Origin of the sequence: Alicyclobacillus sp. ALC3, assembly GCF_028751195.1 — a bacterium.
Taxonomy (GTDB): Bacteria; Bacillota; Bacilli; order Alicyclobacillales; family Alicyclobacillaceae; genus Alicyclobacillus_L.
Genome location: NZ_CP066784.1, coordinates 2,409,096 through 2,425,525, shown reverse-complemented (window position 1 = coordinate 2,425,525; position 16,430 = coordinate 2,409,096). Strand labels below are relative to the sequence as shown.

Below are 16,430 nucleotides of genomic sequence, written 5' to 3'. Positions count from 1 at the left end.
CATCATGATTGGCTTTTTAGTTCGTCATCGCGCGTACCTCGAAAGTGCGCTATAGCGGGCTTGGACACGATCTCCTGAGCCCGGGCGCTTATCAGAACATAAACTAAACCCGGAGCAAGGTACCCCCTTCCGTTTTCTCTACTTCCTCTACCGAAGCCGAAAAAGCTTTGCGTGAAGTGCAGTATCTTCACAATCATCCACCACTTTACTGGGTCCCAGGGTCCGACTGCCAAACGGTAATGGACAACATTCTGGGAGCAGGCGGGTTCATGTGAGCTACCTCACAAGCCTGTTCAAACCCCGTCCCAAACTGGGTGCTTGACAACATGGAGGAAATTTCCGCTGGATTGATCTACGGCCCACAATCATACGCGATTTCAATGTATGATCCATCTACAGGATTCTTTTACTCTGAATAGATAGGACACACTTGGTGTACCATCGACGACCTGCACCGATGTACACTCACAATTTTCGGCATGGAGGGATGGGCTTTGTTGTGGTTGAAGACTGCGGGAGTCATCATTGGAGAGATTATTTATTTCATCGTGATTTCTCATTTATGGAAGTCCATCGGATGGCGGAATAATTTCTCACACGCCGGCATGTTCGGGATTCTTACGTTTTTCCTGGTCTCTATAGTGAATGCCTTTGTCTGTGCCTATCTCGCTACCCAGTTCTCCCGTACGAACAACAAGCCCATAATGAAATGGATTAGTAGGTTCACCTTGCTAGGGTTAGTGATAGCTTGCGTCCATATCAACCACCAAATCGCGCTGTACGACAGTGGGTATGAGAGTTACTTCACAACGCCGACGTTCTCGGGTATAGGCGAGTCGTGGGCCGCCGAGGGCTTCGTTGATTTGGTAGGAATCGTTACATCAGTCATCATATTCACAATAAGTTATAAAACGCTTCCGAAGAAACAATCATAGTGTGATTCCGGCGCTCATTCGGGAGAACGTTTCACGGCTCGCCACGCCCAGAGAAGGGGGATATCGGGGATTCCGGAAAGTGCGATCACGAAATTTTTCACCGCTTAGCAGCACATAACCTACACCGTGTTCCCCGGCATATTGAGGCATGCGGCATTGGCGTCCTCATTCTCCACACCTCCCCCGCCTCGCGAGGGAAAACACCAAAAAACTTGTCGTCACTTGTGGTAGGGTTCAAGATGCGACCACTTCACTGTTATACATATTTGAGCCGGGTCCTCCCCATATCTCCTGACAAAATGGTTGCATTGACCGTCATTCCAAAGTCCGGTCCGGACGCACAGGCGACGAAAAACTTGGTCACCCGGCTGCGAGCACCGAGCTTCAGCATGGCGCAGCCACAACGTATCCATCGGCGTCACAGGGTGCACGGCTATCAACATCGACATGTCCATACGGAATGTTGAATACCTGACATCTATCTGACCGGTTCAGCAGGTGAGCTTACATTGCTGCCTTCAGTAAGGCCTTAAATTCTAGTTCCTCAAATACCCGTACCATACCCAAACGGTCGATCTCGATTTGAAGGCTGTCCATCTGCACGTCCATAATAATCGGAACCGTTCGGTGAATGCTGGCAAGCTCCTTGCTGAGCTCGGCTGCCCTTTTCCCGACCAAATCGCCATCTTCCGACGGGTCTTTGAGCAAATACGATAGTGGGGACCGTCTCAGTCCGAGTGCCTTAAACAGTTCCTTCATCGCCGCCTCGTCTGCTGGGCACAAATTCTCGATATGCGCATACAGTTCCTCGACTGTCCTAAACTCCTGGAGCAGCGGTACAACAGATGCTTCTCCCACGCCCTTCACACCGGGAATGTTGTCCGATGAATCGCCCTCGAGCGCTTTCTTGTCCACCATTTGCACCGGAGATAGTCCGTATACTGCTTCGAATGTGATCGGCGTGAACTCGAAATAGCCATCCGGTACGGAATAAGGCAACCCGGTACTCCCACACAGTTCGCGATATTCGTCTGCCTTTGAAGTTTGGAGCCAGACTCTCGTATGCTCGGATACGAGTTGAAGCGCATCTTGGTCTTTCGTGACGATGATGACAGGAATCTCTCGTTCAAATCGGTCGGCAAGTGTCCCGATGATGTCATCGGCTTCGAAACCGTCGACTTTGAATTGAGCGATGTTCATGGCTTTCAGCACCCGCTGCATCGTGCCAAACTGTTCCCCCAGTTCAGGTCTTGCCTCCGGTCGATGCGCCTTATACAGAGCATACCGCTCCTTACGATGTGTCTCCCGACTGATATCCCAAGCGACTGCCAAGTGTGAGAAGCCGTGTTGGGACGTGAGCTTCAACAACATTCGGGTCATTGTCAGCACACCGTTTGTATAGAGACCCGAGTTGGTTTTCAGCATCTTGTGGAGAACCTGGTCTCGTTCTTCGTCAGTACGTGCCCGCAAGTATGCCTTCGGCGCACTTGCGAAAAACGAAGTGAATAAGAGCGACGAACCGTCAATCAGCAGTAGCCGTTTCATACGCTTCTCCTCTCATGAAGAATGCATCACGAAGTATTTCTCCGCTTGAAAGCCCCGTGACATTAGTATATACAAACCTGCGCGAATGCGGGCAGAGTGTGGCACGGATACCTATAAGGGATAAACGCCGACGCCTATCCTCCGGTAATCCTGATGTTTTGGCCATCGCCAAATGACCGAAAGCTGACGTAATTGCCTGTCCAAAAGTTGCTGGGTAAAATGACCGTATCCCAGGAAAGGAAAGACGCCCCTGCTCATGTGCGCTGCGCCAACAGCACACCAGGGACGTCACCAACCAAAGATATGGTCATTTTAGCAGATTACGAGCTTGTTGAAAGCCCCATTGCCAGTGTTTTTTGTTCGGAGTGCGGAGATTGTCCCCTGTCCTTGCTGCCAAAGTAGGCTCCATCTCATAGGAAGTAGAAAGCGGACGTGGATTCAAGGCTCCGGTAGCATCTACCCGCAACACAAAGACACCCTGATTTGCTCCCTCACTCGAGGTCGGCAAAACGGGGGCATCCTCATTCTCCACGCCTCCCCCGCCACTCGAGGGAAATCTCCGAAAAACTTGCCGTCACTTATGGTAGGGTGCACCGTAACCGGGCAAATGGCAAGTTCACGGTCACACGTTCTCCATTTCTCAAAAAGGAGTTAGTTCAACGTGATGGTAAGCTGATTCTCAACGGATCGAGGTATAATGGATAAGGCGATTAAGCTCCTGTATACAGTTTGGGGGAAACGTCTTGGATAATCTGGAGAAATATAATCACTGGGAAGACATCTCCCAATACGATATGGATACTGCAGAGGCCATGTTTCAAAGCGGTAGATACCTTTATGTTGTCTTCATGTGTCAACAGTCCATCGAGAAATTGGCCAAAGGACTATTCGTACTTTACAAAGGATCTGAAGCTCCACGAACTCACAACATCAACTTTGTTCTTAGGCCTCTGTTTGAGGAAGAGGAGCCGCTACATTCCAATGTATTAAGCTTCTCGGACAAGTTTGAGCCTTTCTTTGCGGAGTTGTTAGCCTACTACATCTCGGAGAGATATCCTTCCTATCGTGAAAAGTTAACAAAGGCGGTCAGCCAAGAAAAGGCCAAGGAAGTTTTGACCCAATCAAAGGAGGCGTTTGTATGGTTACAATCCCTGAAGAAATAAAGGCCGCTGTTATCGACTATGTTCAGATGATTGAACGCGATATTCCCGTGAGCAAGGCAATCATTTTCGGCTCATTTGCTAAAGGGCATTCTAGCTCCGACAGTGACGTAGATGTGGCCATTTTCTCAGATTACTTCGAATCCATATCGAGAGTCGAAGGCATCACCTACCTCCTGCGAAAGGCAGTTGGATGTAAAGTAGATTTGGAACCTGTGGCGTTTACAAACAAAGAATTTGAAGAACGACTTGGGATTGTGGATGAGATTGTTCAAACTGGTATTGAAATTCATGAGTTGATGTAAATCAAGAACGAATGGACGAGAGATTGTGCGTAGTTTTATTTTGAAAGGCCCTTCCGGTTGGCAGCCGGAAGGGCTATTTTCTGCGGACGGCGTGTTTCCGCTCACGATCACGCTGTGAGCGGGGCACGTCGCCATTCCACGGCCCTCTTGCGCATCCAGGGTGCGTAAGTAACTGCGCTTATCACAGTTTAATCATCACTGAATAGTCAATATTGACTATTCGATTTTTTTCTATTAGGATATTCGTTAGAAACAACCAATCGCCTCAATCAGACAGACAGATATTTGTGAGCTGTTATACAGCTTAAGGAGGTCTTGTTCGTGGCAGTTACAGGTATGCGCGTTGTAAAAGCTCTTCGTTATACCCTCGTCGCGACGCTATTTCTATTTGGGGTGCAGTTTATTCTCGGGATGTTGACGAATCTATACGTGAACATTCCTAGCTTGCCTGGAGGGGATGCTTCCAAGTGGGTGTCTCAACATAGCACCCTGACAAACGTCCACATCCTAACGGGGACATTGCTGCTTCTGTTTACGATTGCCGTGCTGGTCATGGCCGCGATGCTCCGACGAGGTAATTGGACTGTACTTGCCATCGCTGGACTTCTCTCTACACTCGTATCTTGGGCTACAGGCGCAGCGTTCTTGTCAGATGGACAACAAAACGTGATGTCGTTGTGGATGTCTCTCGGGTTCCTGTTGTCTATACTCGTTTACTCCATCCTGTTTGCAGTCACGCCGCGTAAGGCACGGTAGACTCAAACCGAGGCGAAAAAGGTTGCATCTACTTGTGGTAGGGTTCACCGTAACGGGTCAAACGGCAAGTTTTTGTACCACATGATGCCTTACAAGGGCTCGAAGAGGCGAATTTCGGGGATGGGGATGGGATGGGATGGTACTTCGAACGCGTCGAGCTGATGGACTGGACGGAGCCGGCGAAAACGCAGCGGGTACTCATACTTTCCGATTCTACATGAACGAGCGAGGCACCGGAGACAATATACCTGTTAGGGAGATTGGGGTGGATGACTTGCCGTACTGAACTGGAGTTCTCGCTTAACCAGAAGGGTGAAAATTCCCCGATGTTTGCGACGGGCGTGGAAGACGACTGGACCAGAGCAAAAACGAAGACATCCCACTTTCACAAGTCAGTGTCGTCCTGGGTCACTCAGTGTCACAGGAAACACAAAGGGATTGAAGTTTACTGGTAAAATACTCGATGCCTTCAGCCGTAAAGCAAACTGCTGAATGACTTTACGGCTGGTTCCGCACCAGTGTAGTAGGTAGCATACAATACAGTCATTTTCCCAGTCGCTTTTTGATGGCTATCAACAGTTGATGCTCTGAGTCTCTACTCATCCTAACATCCCTAAACTGTTCTTCCCCGGTCTCCAGATATGTTAAATAACCCTCAAGCAATAGCAGGTAAGTCTCATCTAGCTCGTTCGTTGTAGGCTCAGATCCAACATATCCATTGCCAGCCATGTAGGCCTCTGACCTCACAGCAATGTCATGAAAGTTTTTGATATGGTTGAAGTTCCTTAAACCGACGATCCCAGATGTAGAAACAGTAAGGACATTGTTCTGTCGGTCATTTCCATTGACAAGGGCTTTAACAATGTCATGTCGCGTAAAAACACCCTCAAACTCATTATATGGCTTTACAGGATGACTCAAAAAGTCAATAGTTTGTATTAGTCTATAATCATCTGTGGAGAGGTTTCTAGCCAATTCCAAAAACCTGTTCAGTTCCTGAGTTTCGAGGAATAACTGTTTGCAACCCAAGAATGTCCTTGACCACGTAGTTCCGCTGTCTAGACTCTGAATTACCCCTGGCGAGAAAATCTGGTCTGAACTGAGCCGGGTGGTGACCCACAGGTGAGAATGTTGGTGTATGTTCAGAAAGTCGTGTAAACGCACTGCTTGCTCTTCCGTCAAACTTTGCTGGGAAAACAATCCGTCCAATGCAACAATGTCTGGCCCCCTATTATACCAACCCGGTTCGCTGCCAGTGTTCAAGATATCCTGTTCTCTAAAGTAAGCCACCTTGTACCCTCGAAAACTAAGTACAGTCAAGGCATTCATCAGAAGCAAACTTCCCTGTTCAGAGCCACAAAAAAGCACTCGATCCAGCCAATGTTCTGGGTCTAATATAACATTTTCTAGAAATGTCAGCGTCCTCTCGTTGTTTCCTGTTCGCTCTACACCTATAAACACGATAATCCCTCCGTAACGGTTATGGTGGACCAGCACTGTGCGATGGTGAAACTTATCGCCTTGTTAGACCTACGAGTAAAGGGCCAAGTTCGAATCGTTACTAATGAAATCAATTGACACCCAGTCTTGATTAGCTAGGTTAAACTGCTGCCCGTTCTTAAACGTAATTCCTAAGGTGCTTAGTACGTGGTTTGCCATCCGATCCTTCACATGATCTGAATCAGCTTCGCGCTCCATCACACGATTAAGACTGGCCATGAACAAGTCAGCCAGTTGGATCACAAAACTGTCCTGGGATCCTACCGGTAACACTTGACCAAGTTTGACATCTTCACCAAACCGTCTATCTATTGCAACCTCTAAGTCATCATGAAGTCGACGTAGATGTAGTAGATCCCAGCCTTCATCTTTGTCCTTCCACATCGTTACAGCCCGTGGAAAGCTTGTCCGCCCAGTTTGTTTTTCATGTATAATTCCATGATATACAACTTGATAGTGTAGCTCACGAAGGGTGTCCTCCTGATTGTGTCTCAATCCTTGACGCTCGACAAAGACAGCCTTGAACCCCAAAGACGTCGCTTGAGAAACGGCTTCGGAAAAAAAGTCCATGGCAAACGGCAGTAACCCATTACTCAACTTTGTAAAATGGAATTCCTTGGACTTGACGCCATTGGACTCTCGCCAGCGCTTGAGGTGTTTTTGTAAAAGCCACGAATCATGTACGTTAGCGAACCAGACTCCACCGACCCCGAGAAACGTGGAATCCTTCCCTGTTTCGTCACAGTACACTGCGCTCGAATCCATACCTATCGGTCCATCTACCACAATGTTTTCCCGCACAGCTTGGGCCAAGCGCTTTCGTTCCTCTCTTACCCCTTCCGAAGCAAGAAATAGTCCAAACTGGTTCTGAATCTTAGCTCTCATTCTAGTTAGGTGTGTTAGTCTAGCTAGATTCATCATGTCGTCAGCAGTTACACTTTGCCCGTACCGGTACTGCTCCGGATGAAATGTCGCCCAATACCTATGTTGTAGTTCGATGTCACTATCTCGTGTCTTAGGGTAGCGGTTCAAAATGTACGCCACGCGCGCACGTAAGGTCCCAAAGTCTCCTTCAGACAACTCTTGTTCGAGTTTTTTCCGCTCTTGTTCTAGCTTCTCTTCCCGCGACAGTTTTCTCTTTTGTATGACTTCTTCACCCACGGACTCACCCCCCCTATTTTCCTCTCACCATTATGACCTGATCCTTAGAGGTTTCGAAATGACTCAAGCAATGTATGGATGGAACATCTCATGAAAAACGGGCACCGCAGGCACATATATCCTCGTCAACCGTTCACTGTGTAACCTAGCGACATACTTCTGAACGCTGAGAACTCTACTTTGGCCTACAGTTCAGGCATTTCTTCGCCTTAAACTCTTCAGCTGCTAGGACCAAGTCTTCGACGAACTTATAGCCTCCTTTTCTTTCAAGATTATCGACCACCTTCTCACGAAAGTGTGCAATGTTGACGTCAGCACAACTTGGCATGTGTGTTTTACTTTCGGTAGAATCGACGATTACGATGTACCCACCGCGCGTGTACTTGGCCTCACGAACTCTTCAAGGGTATTGATCTGCCGCAATGTCACCAATAGTTCCCACCTCCTAACTTGCGCCCCCACGCTCCCTCAACGCTTCATACAGGCGTGCCGGGCCGAGCAAGATGTCTCTCAGTGTGTTTTGAACCCTTGCCGAGTTCAACGCCTGCGTGCTCATGGCAGTATGAGCTGCGAAGGCGTCCATAATGGCGTTCAGCAGTTCGTTGGATAGGTCTGGGCTGTTCGCGAACTGCTCCTTCGTGTTGTTCACTGCCTGCTGCACCAGAGTGTCGGACTCCAGCAACTTACCCTTCAGTACGTGGTTCACGTAGACCAGCTTGTCCTCATCACTCAGGTCACCTTCGAAGAGTTCGTTGACCAGTTCGATGATCTCCGCCAGCAGAGTCTTCTCCTTGTCCTGCACTTCGCCAGTGCCCGGTTCCGTGAAGGGCTGCAGTTGCCCCCCTCCTGTGAGCAGGATGTCACGCTTCCCCTTGTCCGTCAGCTTGTGGTGCGTCAACTCCAGTTTCGACAGGTCCACGCCCTCGCGCTCCCGCCCGAACTCCAGCAGCGGAAGCAGGCGTTTGTAGAAAATCGACCGTTTCTCGACGGCGGTGTTGCCGTAATCGAAGATCTGCGACAGGAAGCTGTACACCCGCAGGTACGCGCCGAGATTGCGCTTGAACAGGACCAGCTCGTTCATGCGGTCCTGCATCTCCTGCGCCGTCTTCGCGTCCGATTTCTCCCGCGCCTCGTCGCGTGCCGAGCGCGCCTCTTTGAAGCGTTTGAGGAGTCGGTCCGCCACCGGCTCCAGCGCGGCATACAGTTGGGATTGCGTTGACTTCGGGTTGAGCTCGGCCGCGACCACCCGATCGATCTCGTTGTCGTCGTAGTACCCGGTCGCGTCGAGCTTCGCGCGCAGGTCGTACACGATTTCCGGTCGCGTCACTCCGGCCAGCTCGGCGGTCTCATAGTAGGGCTTGAACGCCTCCAGGATTTCGTCGGGATCGTTCACGAAATCGAGGATGTATGTCGTGTCCTTTTTCCCGAACGGCCCGTCGTACGCGCGGTTCAGCCTGGACAGCGTCTGCACCGCCTGCACGCCTGCAAGCCGCTTGTCCACGTACATCCCGCACAGGAGCGGCTGGTCGAACCCGGTCTGGAACTTGTTCGCGACAAGCAGAATCTGATATTCCTCAGTGGCGAATGCCTCGCGCATGTCGCGACCGCGCAGGTCGGGGTTCAAAACCTTGCTCGCCTCTGTGAATGCTTCTGGCCCGGACTCACCGTCGTTCACTTCGCCCGAGAACGCCACTAGGGTGCCAATTCCGTACTTGTTATCGCGTATGTACTTTTCGATCGCGATCTTCCATCGAACTGCTTCCAGTCGACTGCCCACCACGACCATGGCCTTGGCGTGACCGCTCAGTAGCGGCGCGACGTTCTCGCGGAAGTGCTCGACGACGATTTGTACCTTCTGCGAGATGTTGTACGGGTGCAGCCGGACCCAGCGCATAATGCCCTTCAGCGCCTCGCTGCGCTCGACCTCCTTCTGGTCAATCTGCTGGTCGCCGCTCGCTAGCTGGAACGCGAGGCTGTACGGTGTGAAGTTTTTCAGAACGTCGAGGATGAAGCCTTCCTCAATGGCCTGCCGCATCCCGTACACGTGGAACGGCGTGGGCTTGTTGTCCGGTCCAGCCGGTCTCGACGGATCGGGCCGCGTCCCAAACAGTTCCATCGTCTTCGCCTTCGGTGTGGCGGTGAAGGCGACGTACGTCACGCCTGTTTGGCTGGCCCGCGCGGCCATCTGCACGGCCAGCAGGTCCTCCGTGTCCACTCCCCCGCCGTCGGCCAGCTCCGCCAGTTCCTCGGCGGACAGCACCTGCTTCAGCTTGGAGGCCGCCTCGCCCGTCTGCGAACTGTGCGCCTCGTCCGCGATGACGGCGAACCGCTTGCCCTGCGTTGCCGCGAGTTCCTGCACCGCTTGTAGGGCGAAGGGAAACGTCTGGATGGTGCAGACCACGATCTTTTTCCCGCCGGCAAGCGCCGCCGCAAGCTCACCGCTCTTGCTCTGCGACTCGCCCTTGATAGTCGCGACGACGCCCGTCGTGCGCTGGAAGTCGAAAATGGCCTCCTGCAGTTGGTCGTCGAGCACTGTGCGGTCGCTCACCACGAGCACGGAGTCGAAGAGCTTGCTCGCCTCTTCGTCGTGCAGGTCCGCCAAAAAATGTGCTGTCCAGGCGATGGAATTGGTTTTGCCTGAGCCTGCAGAGTGTTGGATGAGATACTTTTCGCCCGGGCCGTCACGCAGGACTGCGTCGACAAGTTTGCGCGTGGCGTCGAGTTGGTGATAGCGGGGGAAAATGACGGACTGAATCTGCTTCTTGTTGTCCCGCGTTGTTACGAGGTACCGGCCGATAATCTGCAACCAACTATCCCGCTGCCATACCCGTTCCCACAGGTATGCGGTCTTGTGACCGTTCTCGTTCACGGGATTGCCCGCAGCGCCGTGGTCGCCTTGGTTGAACGGCAAGAACACGGTTGACGCGCCCTGCAGTTTCGTGGTCATGCGGACCTCAGAATTGCTGACCGCGAAGTGCACCAACGCGCCCGAGGGAAACTGGAGCAGTGGCTCCTCCGATTGCCCCTTCGGGTGCGGGTGGCGGTCAATGCGGTATTGGTCGACTGCGTCCTGCACGCCCTGTGTGAAGTCGGTTTTCAGTTCCACAGTGGCCACGGGGATGCCGTTCAAGAACAGGACGAGGTCGATGGAGTTTTCGCTGTGTTCGGAGTAATGAACTTGCCTCACCACGCGCACACGGTTCGCGGCATACTTCGCCTGGAGACCCTCGTTCATGGGAAGGGCAGGTTTGAACTGCGCGAGCTGCAACGGCTGGCGCAGTCCGAGCATCTCGATTCCGTTGCGGATCACGTCAAGTGTGCCCCTGTCGTACAATTGTTTCCTCAGTCGGTCGAGTAGGGCGCTGGAAGCAGCGGCACCTTGACTTTGTACTAATGTTTCCCATGACTTCGGTTGGGTGTCTTGTACCCAGGCAAGCACGTCGTCGGGGAACAGCGCATGGACGCGGTCGTACCTCTGGGCGTCGCCTACTGTATAGAGCCACCCGTATTTCCCGAGGTATTCGCAGATCTCTGTCTCGAACTCCATTTCCTTATGGACGCTCACGTGGTAACCACCTCGTCAACCGACTTGCGTACATCGATTTTGCCGGTGACCGCCGCAGAGATGAGAGCGGAACGGCGTTCTTTCAATAACTGTATGGCGTGCTCCGCCTCTGAAATCAGCGTTGCCAGCTGACTGGTCTCGTTGTCCAGAACGTCAATAATCATCTCTTGTTCATCAGTCGGCGGAATCACGAACGGGACTGTGTTAAGTTCTTCCCGGTTAACTTTGGGCATCGCAACACGTTGGGAGGTGACAGACACGTACTCTACAAAAGAGTGGCTAAGCATGAAATAGCACATCCACTTAGTGAGAATTCCAGCAGCCGGGGTAATAGGATACATGTCAGCACTGCAGAGCCAATGCCCTTCGGATAGGCATACCTTATTAAGTGCGGGACGGATCTTCGAGTAAATGACCTGTCCTGGCAACACCTCATACTTCCCACTGACAGCGCCCTGTTCAACCGCAGTAATTTGGGCCAATAACTTGCCCGTGCCACTCTCGATGTGGTCGGGCGCAACCAACACCTTAGAGGCGTGCTCACTGTCCTGTGGATTAACTTGCCCTTCATTCACAGTCCCCACATACCGAAACGCCTTAACAGCCCAATGCTCCGGTACCTCACCAAACCACTCGATGCCCGAATCCTTCATAGAAACGTTCCGGTCAAGCCCCTTGGTCACAGCATGAGAGATGACCGCCTGCCGCTTTTCTTTGAGTAGGGCAATGAGACGCTCTTGCTCTTGCACCAACGCGTCAATTTTTGACGTTTCACCGCTTAGGAAGGCCGCTATTGCCCGCTGTTCAACGATTGGCGGCACAGGCAATGGAATCTGTCCAAACTGTTCATAGCTGATAGTTTTACCTTCCCTAATCCCATCCGTCGCCGATTGCAAAACCGAGATGTATGCCTCAGACTTAAACAGAAGGGCCCAGTACTTACTTTCAATCATGCCTTCAGCTCTGAGTACCGTGTACGCCGGACTCACACACCCAACGTACCGACTGATCTCTATTCCACCTTGAAAACTCCTCAAGCTGATCACAAAGTCATTTTTCTCGACATGCTTGAAATTGCCGAGGCCAGTAAGGGCAAGTGTCACCTTCTGATCCTCTAATTCCATAAACAGCTGTTGGGGCACTACCCCGTAACGCTGTGTGGCCGAAAGTTGCTCGTCGTCAGGTTTACTTGCCTCACGGATTTGCCTGAATATCCTCTTTCCGATGCCAACCCCCCAATGATCCGGCACCTCACCAAGCCATTCCACATTGCTGGCTGTGTATTTCTCGTATCTCCGCAAACCACTCATGCCTTCAGCTCCTCAAGCATGACCTTGATACGCTCTGCAACAGCCATCAAGTCTGCGTCGATCTCCTCCAGCGAACGTGGTGGTTGAAACACATAGAAGTGGCGGTTGAACGGAATTTCGTACCCGACCTTTGTCTTGTCGTGGTCAATCCAAGCGTCTGGCACGTGCGGCAGAACCTCGCGCTTGAAGTAGACCTCTACCTCCTCATTCAGCGGCACATCCTCCGTGTCGCGCTGGCTCGTGTCTGGTTGCGGTTTACCCTTCTGCTTCCCTCGCGTTCCGATGACCACATTTCCTTGCTCGTCACGCAGCGGGCGCTCCACCGTGATCGTCCGATACCCGAAGTCACTGTTTCGGAATATCTTGCTGATCGGTTTACCGTCCTTCTCCACTTCGCGGAAGTCGCCGAATACGCGCGTGATCTCCGCAATGTCCTCGTCAGACAACTCCTTGCGCTTGCTGCCGAGCGACTTGCGCATCTTCTGCCAGAACCTGCTCGCATCAATCAACTGCACCAGGCCCTTGCGGTATTCCGGCTTTCTGTTCGACACTACCCAGACGTACGTTGAGATACCTGTGTTGTAGAACATGTCCGTCGGCAGCGCCACGATGGCCTCCAGCAGGTCGTTCTCGAGCACGTAGCGGCGGATCTCGCTCTCACCGCTGCCCGCCCCGCCCGTGAACAGCGGCGAGCCGTTCAGGACAATCCCGAACCGGCTACCACCTTCGCTGGCCGGGCGCATCTTGGAAATGAGGTGCAGTAAGAACAGCATCGCCCCGTCCGACACCCGCGGCAGGCCGGGGCCGAAGCGCCCGTTGTAGCCCTTCTGCTCGTGCTCGCGGCGCACCTCCGCCTCGACCTTCTTCCAGTCAACGCCGAACGGCGGATTGGACAGCATGTAGTCGAACCGTCGGTCCGTGTGGCCGTCGTCGGACAGCGTGTTGCCGAACGCGATGTTCGCGGTGTCCTGGCCTTTGATGAGCATGTCAGCCTTGCAGATCGCGTACGACTCCGGGTTCAGCTCCTGCCCGTACACCGTGAGCCTCGCGTCCGGGTTGTGTTCGTCCAGATACTCGCCGGCAATCGACAGCATCCCGCCCGTGCCGGCCGCTGGGTCATAAATCGTGCGCACCACGCCGGGCTTGGACAGCACTTCGTCGTCCTCGATGAACACTAGGTTGACCATCAGGCGGATGACTTCACGCGGCGTGAAGTGGTCACCGGCCGTCTCGTTCGACAATTCCGCAAATTTCCGTATCAGCTCTTCGAAAATGGTTCCCATCTGATGGTTGTCCACTGTCTCGGGATGCAGGTCGATGTTCGCGAACTTCTCGGTCACCTGGTACAACAGCCCCGCCTTGTGCAGCCGCTCGACCTGCGTGTGGAACTCGAAGCTCTCGAAGATGTCCCGCACCTCGGGCGAAAACGACTGGATGTAGCTGTAGAGGTTCTCGCGGATGTGGTCCTGGTCGCCCATCAGCCGCTTCATGTCGAGCTGCGACGTGTTGTAGAACCCGTATTTCGCCTCGCGCAGCATGAACGGCTCCGGGTTAATGCCGAGTTTGGACTTCTCCTCGTACTGCGACAGTACCGCGGGCTTCGTCTCGCGCAGCACGCAGTCCAGACGGCGCAGCACCGTGAATGGCAAAATGACCTTGCCGTAGTCAGCCTGCTTGTAGTCGCCGCGAAGAAGGTCGGCGACGGACCATATGAAAGACGATAAGTTCTGCTGGCTCATGGGATGCACTCCTCGTGTACGCTGGCGACATTTTTCACCATTGTACCACCCCAACCGAATTCGTCACTAGATTCTGGAGAAGCTAGGAATCGCCGATTGAGTATCCCTACTGCCCTGCGGACGATGCGGAACATTCCCTCTATAGCCACAATGTCCCGCCGCGGATTATGCTCGCAGGCAGTTCCGCCAAGCTGGCGGTGACCGTGTCGACGATGCGCTCTGGCGAAAACTCGGGGAGTAGAGACTTAGCCCGTCCATTCCGCACTCAACCCAGGATTACCGACACACGGGGACTCGGCAACGTTGCCGAGTCCCCTTTGCTGTGCCATCAAACAAACCGAGGTGAGCCAACATGAGAGAAGACTGGTCGATCTACGAGGTAAGCGACGCCGACGAGCCTGGGGACGCGCTCCTGATTGGAATGCGCCACCGCGACTTCGACGGCGTGGAACTGCTGCTACTGCCGGACGACGACGGATGGATGGCAGACGAGTCAAACAACACCGCGAGGCCTCTGCTGCTGTTCTACAGCGGCGGGGCCCCGGACCCCGGGGATGCCCGGGCCATGCTCGGAAACCGCGGGCATGAGGCCTTGTGCGGCCTTCTGCCGCCCCTCCCATCCGCCCTTGTCGACTTCAACGAAGGTAGCGAGAGTTCCCGAACGATCGCAGTATGCCTCTCCTACCCGCCGTACCCGTGGCTTGAAGAGGCGCGACTCGGTATGGAGATGGGCCGTTACTTCGATAGGGCGGAGGTGACGGACTGGACCGAGCCAACCGAAGACTGCCCGGGGTACTACACCTTTCGCTTCTTCCGGAGCGACAGAATCGCGGAAGACGAAGACCTGGTCATCTCGGCAGATGACCTGCCCTTCTGAACAGAGACAGCAGATGCAACTACCCAACTTGTGCCGCATCCCCAGTGCCATGCGCGAAGGTGAGGCAACGGTTCGACCCCGGGGCTAGGCAGTGAGGGGTTTGTGGCGCACCTGATCAACGCACGCCTGCGGGAGATGACGGACACGAGGCTCGGCAAAGGACCATGCTTGGCACCCTACCCGTAACTCGGGTTCAATCCTTCAACGGAATGTGGCGACTGTAGGTGCATTCCGGCAATATGACCGCAACTTAGAAATGCTTCTTCGACTGCTCCCATTCAAGTATGGCGGTGATGACCCGCAGCACCATCTCATGATCCTCGGAAGGCCGTACCGAAAGTAGGTGAGTGATCTCGGAAATCTTGTCCTCGCCCACAGCGGGGTCAACGTACCGGAACACTTCCTCCAGCGACACTCCAAGCCCCGAAGCAACCTTCTCAAGGGTCCCGATGGTCAGGTTCTTCTCGCCGCGCTCCATCTGCCCGATGTAGTTGGTATGTAATCCCGCCTGTTCTCCGAGCTTCTCCTGGCTGAGCCCGCGTTGCTTCCGCAAGATCCGTATCCTTTCGCCCAGCCTCTGGGACAGTTCCGACATCGTGACCACCTCGGATCAAGCTTATAGGAGGTGGAATTTCGGCATGAACACACTAAAGAGGTGTTTTTGTCTCTGCGTAGAATCTTTAGATGTCATTTGTGCGAACCATCATCCTTTTAGTGTGGTTTTCGCACTGGCAAACCACGCGCAAACCATCAGGGGGGAACAGTTTGACTGTAAGAAACAGAACATTTTGGGCTTCTATGACGTTCATGGCTGCGACTTTGGCGGTCGGCGGCTGCGGCACTGCAGTCACCGCGACGGGCACATCTGTGGGCCAGTCCTCCATCAAGCAGGCGCTGAATCCGGGCCAGTCGGTTCGGGGGGTCGTGGACAGCATCTCCGTCTACCAGCCCACGCGCGACATGCTTCCTCCCGCCCCTGGGACGATGTACGTTGCGGCAAAGGTCACCCTCACGAACAAGGGGCAGTCGGACTACAGCTACAACCCCATGTACTTCGAGCTCAAAGACCCCAGCGGAAACATGGTGAACGTGTCCACAGAGATGCTGACCGTGAGCGGCGCACTTCAGACTGGCACCCTCGCTCCCGGGGGGACGGTGACTGGCGTCGTCGGTTTCGAGGTGCCTACTTCGCAAAAGAGCGGGGTTGTGATGCTCCAGACCGACCTGGCCGGGCAGAAGTTCGAGGCCCTGCCGGTTGCCTCCAAATCGGCCAAATAGAAAGGCAATTGTCAAGTCCCCATCAAAATACGATCGTGAATAGGAGTGGAGAAACGTGGCTGTCGCATTGTCAATCCTGGCTTGGCTTGTGCTCATTGTCCTCAATGTCCGACTCGCAAGGAAGAAGAACCGAAACGTTTGGTTGTGGGGGATTCTCTCCGTCGTTACTGGCGGGCTCGTGTTCCTCTGGACAATCATACTGAGCGCGATGAAGCCAAAGGTAAAGAAGGCGCCCGCGGAACCGAACCAGACTGTGTAGCCCAAGGAAGGCCACACGAATGAACCCATGTACACTCATA

General features: G+C 53.4%; 13 protein-coding genes. 6 read left to right on the top strand and 7 right to left on the bottom strand.

The window, feature by feature from the left end:
- Window positions 1-1,439: 1,439 nt before the first annotated feature.
- Window positions 1,440-2,480, bottom strand: a complete 1,041-nt coding sequence (locus JC200_RS11500) for a 5'-3' exonuclease (RefSeq protein WP_274436389.1) — start codon at window positions 2,478-2,480, stop codon at window positions 1,440-1,442.
- A gap of 743 nt (window positions 2,481-3,223) precedes the next feature.
- Between JC200_RS11500 and JC200_RS11495 the strand changes: the two genes are divergently transcribed.
- The 3 genes from JC200_RS11495 to JC200_RS11485 all read left to right on the top strand — a co-directional run bounded on the left by JC200_RS11495 (window position 3,224) and on the right by JC200_RS11485 (window position 4,701).
- Entirely contained in the window at window positions 3,224-3,643 is a 420-nt protein-coding gene (locus JC200_RS11495; RefSeq protein ID WP_274436388.1) for a HEPN domain-containing protein, read from the top strand.
- Window positions 3,619-3,945 (top strand): nucleotidyltransferase domain-containing protein, encoded by a 327-nt coding sequence (locus tag JC200_RS11490; RefSeq protein ID WP_274436387.1) that lies wholly within the window; start codon window positions 3,619-3,621, stop codon window positions 3,943-3,945. Before JC200_RS11495 ends, JC200_RS11490 begins: the two co-directional genes overlap by 25 nt.
- Window positions 3,946-4,266: 321 nt before the next feature.
- Window positions 4,267-4,701 (top strand): hypothetical protein, encoded by a 435-nt coding sequence (locus JC200_RS11485; RefSeq protein ID WP_274436386.1) that lies wholly within the window; start codon window positions 4,267-4,269, stop codon window positions 4,699-4,701.
- Between the two features lie 543 nt (window positions 4,702-5,244).
- On the opposite strand, the gene JC200_RS11480 is transcribed toward JC200_RS11485, so the two are convergent.
- The 5 genes from JC200_RS11480 to JC200_RS11460 form a co-directional block, all read right to left on the bottom strand.
- On the bottom strand, window positions 5,245-6,162 hold the full coding sequence (locus tag JC200_RS11480; protein WP_274436385.1) for a hypothetical protein: 918 nt from the start codon (window positions 6,160-6,162) through the stop codon (window positions 5,245-5,247).
- 69 nt (window positions 6,163-6,231) lie between these two features.
- Complete coding sequence (locus tag JC200_RS11475) at window positions 6,232-7,362, bottom strand: DUF3800 domain-containing protein (RefSeq protein WP_274436384.1); 1,131 nt, start codon at window positions 7,360-7,362, stop codon at window positions 6,232-6,234.
- Window positions 7,363-7,807: 445 nt separating this feature from the next.
- Complete coding sequence (locus JC200_RS11470; protein WP_274436383.1) at window positions 7,808-10,927, bottom strand: type I restriction endonuclease subunit R; 3,120 nt, start codon at window positions 10,925-10,927, stop codon at window positions 7,808-7,810.
- Window positions 10,924-12,237: a restriction endonuclease subunit S gene (locus JC200_RS11465; RefSeq protein ID WP_274436382.1), complete on the bottom strand. Its 1,314-nt coding sequence runs from the start codon at window positions 12,235-12,237 to the stop codon at window positions 10,924-10,926. Before JC200_RS11465 ends, JC200_RS11470 begins: the two co-directional genes overlap by 4 nt.
- A complete protein-coding gene (locus tag JC200_RS11460) occupies window positions 12,234-13,976 on the bottom strand; it encodes a type I restriction-modification system subunit M (RefSeq protein WP_274436381.1) in 1,743 nt (580 codons plus the stop codon). The genes JC200_RS11465 and JC200_RS11460 overlap by 4 nt, the downstream gene beginning before the upstream one ends.
- A gap of 352 nt (window positions 13,977-14,328) precedes the next feature.
- Between JC200_RS11460 and JC200_RS11455 the strand changes: the two genes are divergently transcribed.
- Window positions 14,329-14,853: a hypothetical protein gene (locus JC200_RS11455; protein ID WP_274436380.1), complete on the top strand. Its 525-nt coding sequence runs from the start codon at window positions 14,329-14,331 to the stop codon at window positions 14,851-14,853.
- Window positions 14,854-15,103: 250 nt separating this feature from the next.
- Here the strand turns inward: JC200_RS11455 and JC200_RS11450 are convergent, their stop codons facing one another.
- The gene (locus JC200_RS11450; RefSeq protein WP_274436379.1) at window positions 15,104-15,448 is read right to left on the bottom strand and encodes a helix-turn-helix domain-containing protein; all 345 of its coding nucleotides are present in this window, start codon (window positions 15,446-15,448) and stop codon (window positions 15,104-15,106) included.
- 170 nt (window positions 15,449-15,618) lie between these two features.
- Between JC200_RS11450 and JC200_RS11445 the strand changes: the two genes are divergently transcribed.
- Both JC200_RS11445 and JC200_RS11440 read left to right on the top strand, forming a co-directional pair.
- The gene (locus JC200_RS11445; RefSeq protein ID WP_274436378.1) at window positions 15,619-16,131 is read left to right on the top strand and encodes a DUF4352 domain-containing protein; all 513 of its coding nucleotides are present in this window, start codon (window positions 15,619-15,621) and stop codon (window positions 16,129-16,131) included.
- A 55-nt stretch (window positions 16,132-16,186) separates the two neighbouring features.
- Entirely contained in the window at window positions 16,187-16,390 is a 204-nt protein-coding gene (locus JC200_RS11440; RefSeq protein ID WP_274436377.1) for a hypothetical protein, read from the top strand.
- Window positions 16,391-16,430: the final 40 nt, after the last annotated feature.

Coding starts and splice junctions, on each gene's coding strand:
- JC200_RS11460 (WP_274436381.1), bottom strand. CDS start 13,976: ATGAGCCAGCAGAACTTATCGTCTTTCATATGGTCCGTCGCCGACCTT.
- JC200_RS11500 (WP_274436389.1), bottom strand. CDS start 2,480: ATGAAACGGCTACTGCTGATTGACGGTTCGTCGCTCTTATTCACTTCG.
- JC200_RS11465 (WP_274436382.1), bottom strand. CDS start 12,237: ATGAGTGGTTTGCGGAGATACGAGAAATACACAGCCAGCAATGTGGAA.
- JC200_RS11450 (WP_274436379.1), bottom strand. CDS start 15,448: ATGTCGGAACTGTCCCAGAGGCTGGGCGAAAGGATACGGATCTTGCGG.
- JC200_RS11490 (WP_274436387.1), top strand. CDS start 3,619: ATGGTTACAATCCCTGAAGAAATAAAGGCCGCTGTTATCGACTATGTT.
- JC200_RS11455 (WP_274436380.1), top strand. CDS start 14,329: ATGAGAGAAGACTGGTCGATCTACGAGGTAAGCGACGCCGACGAGCCT.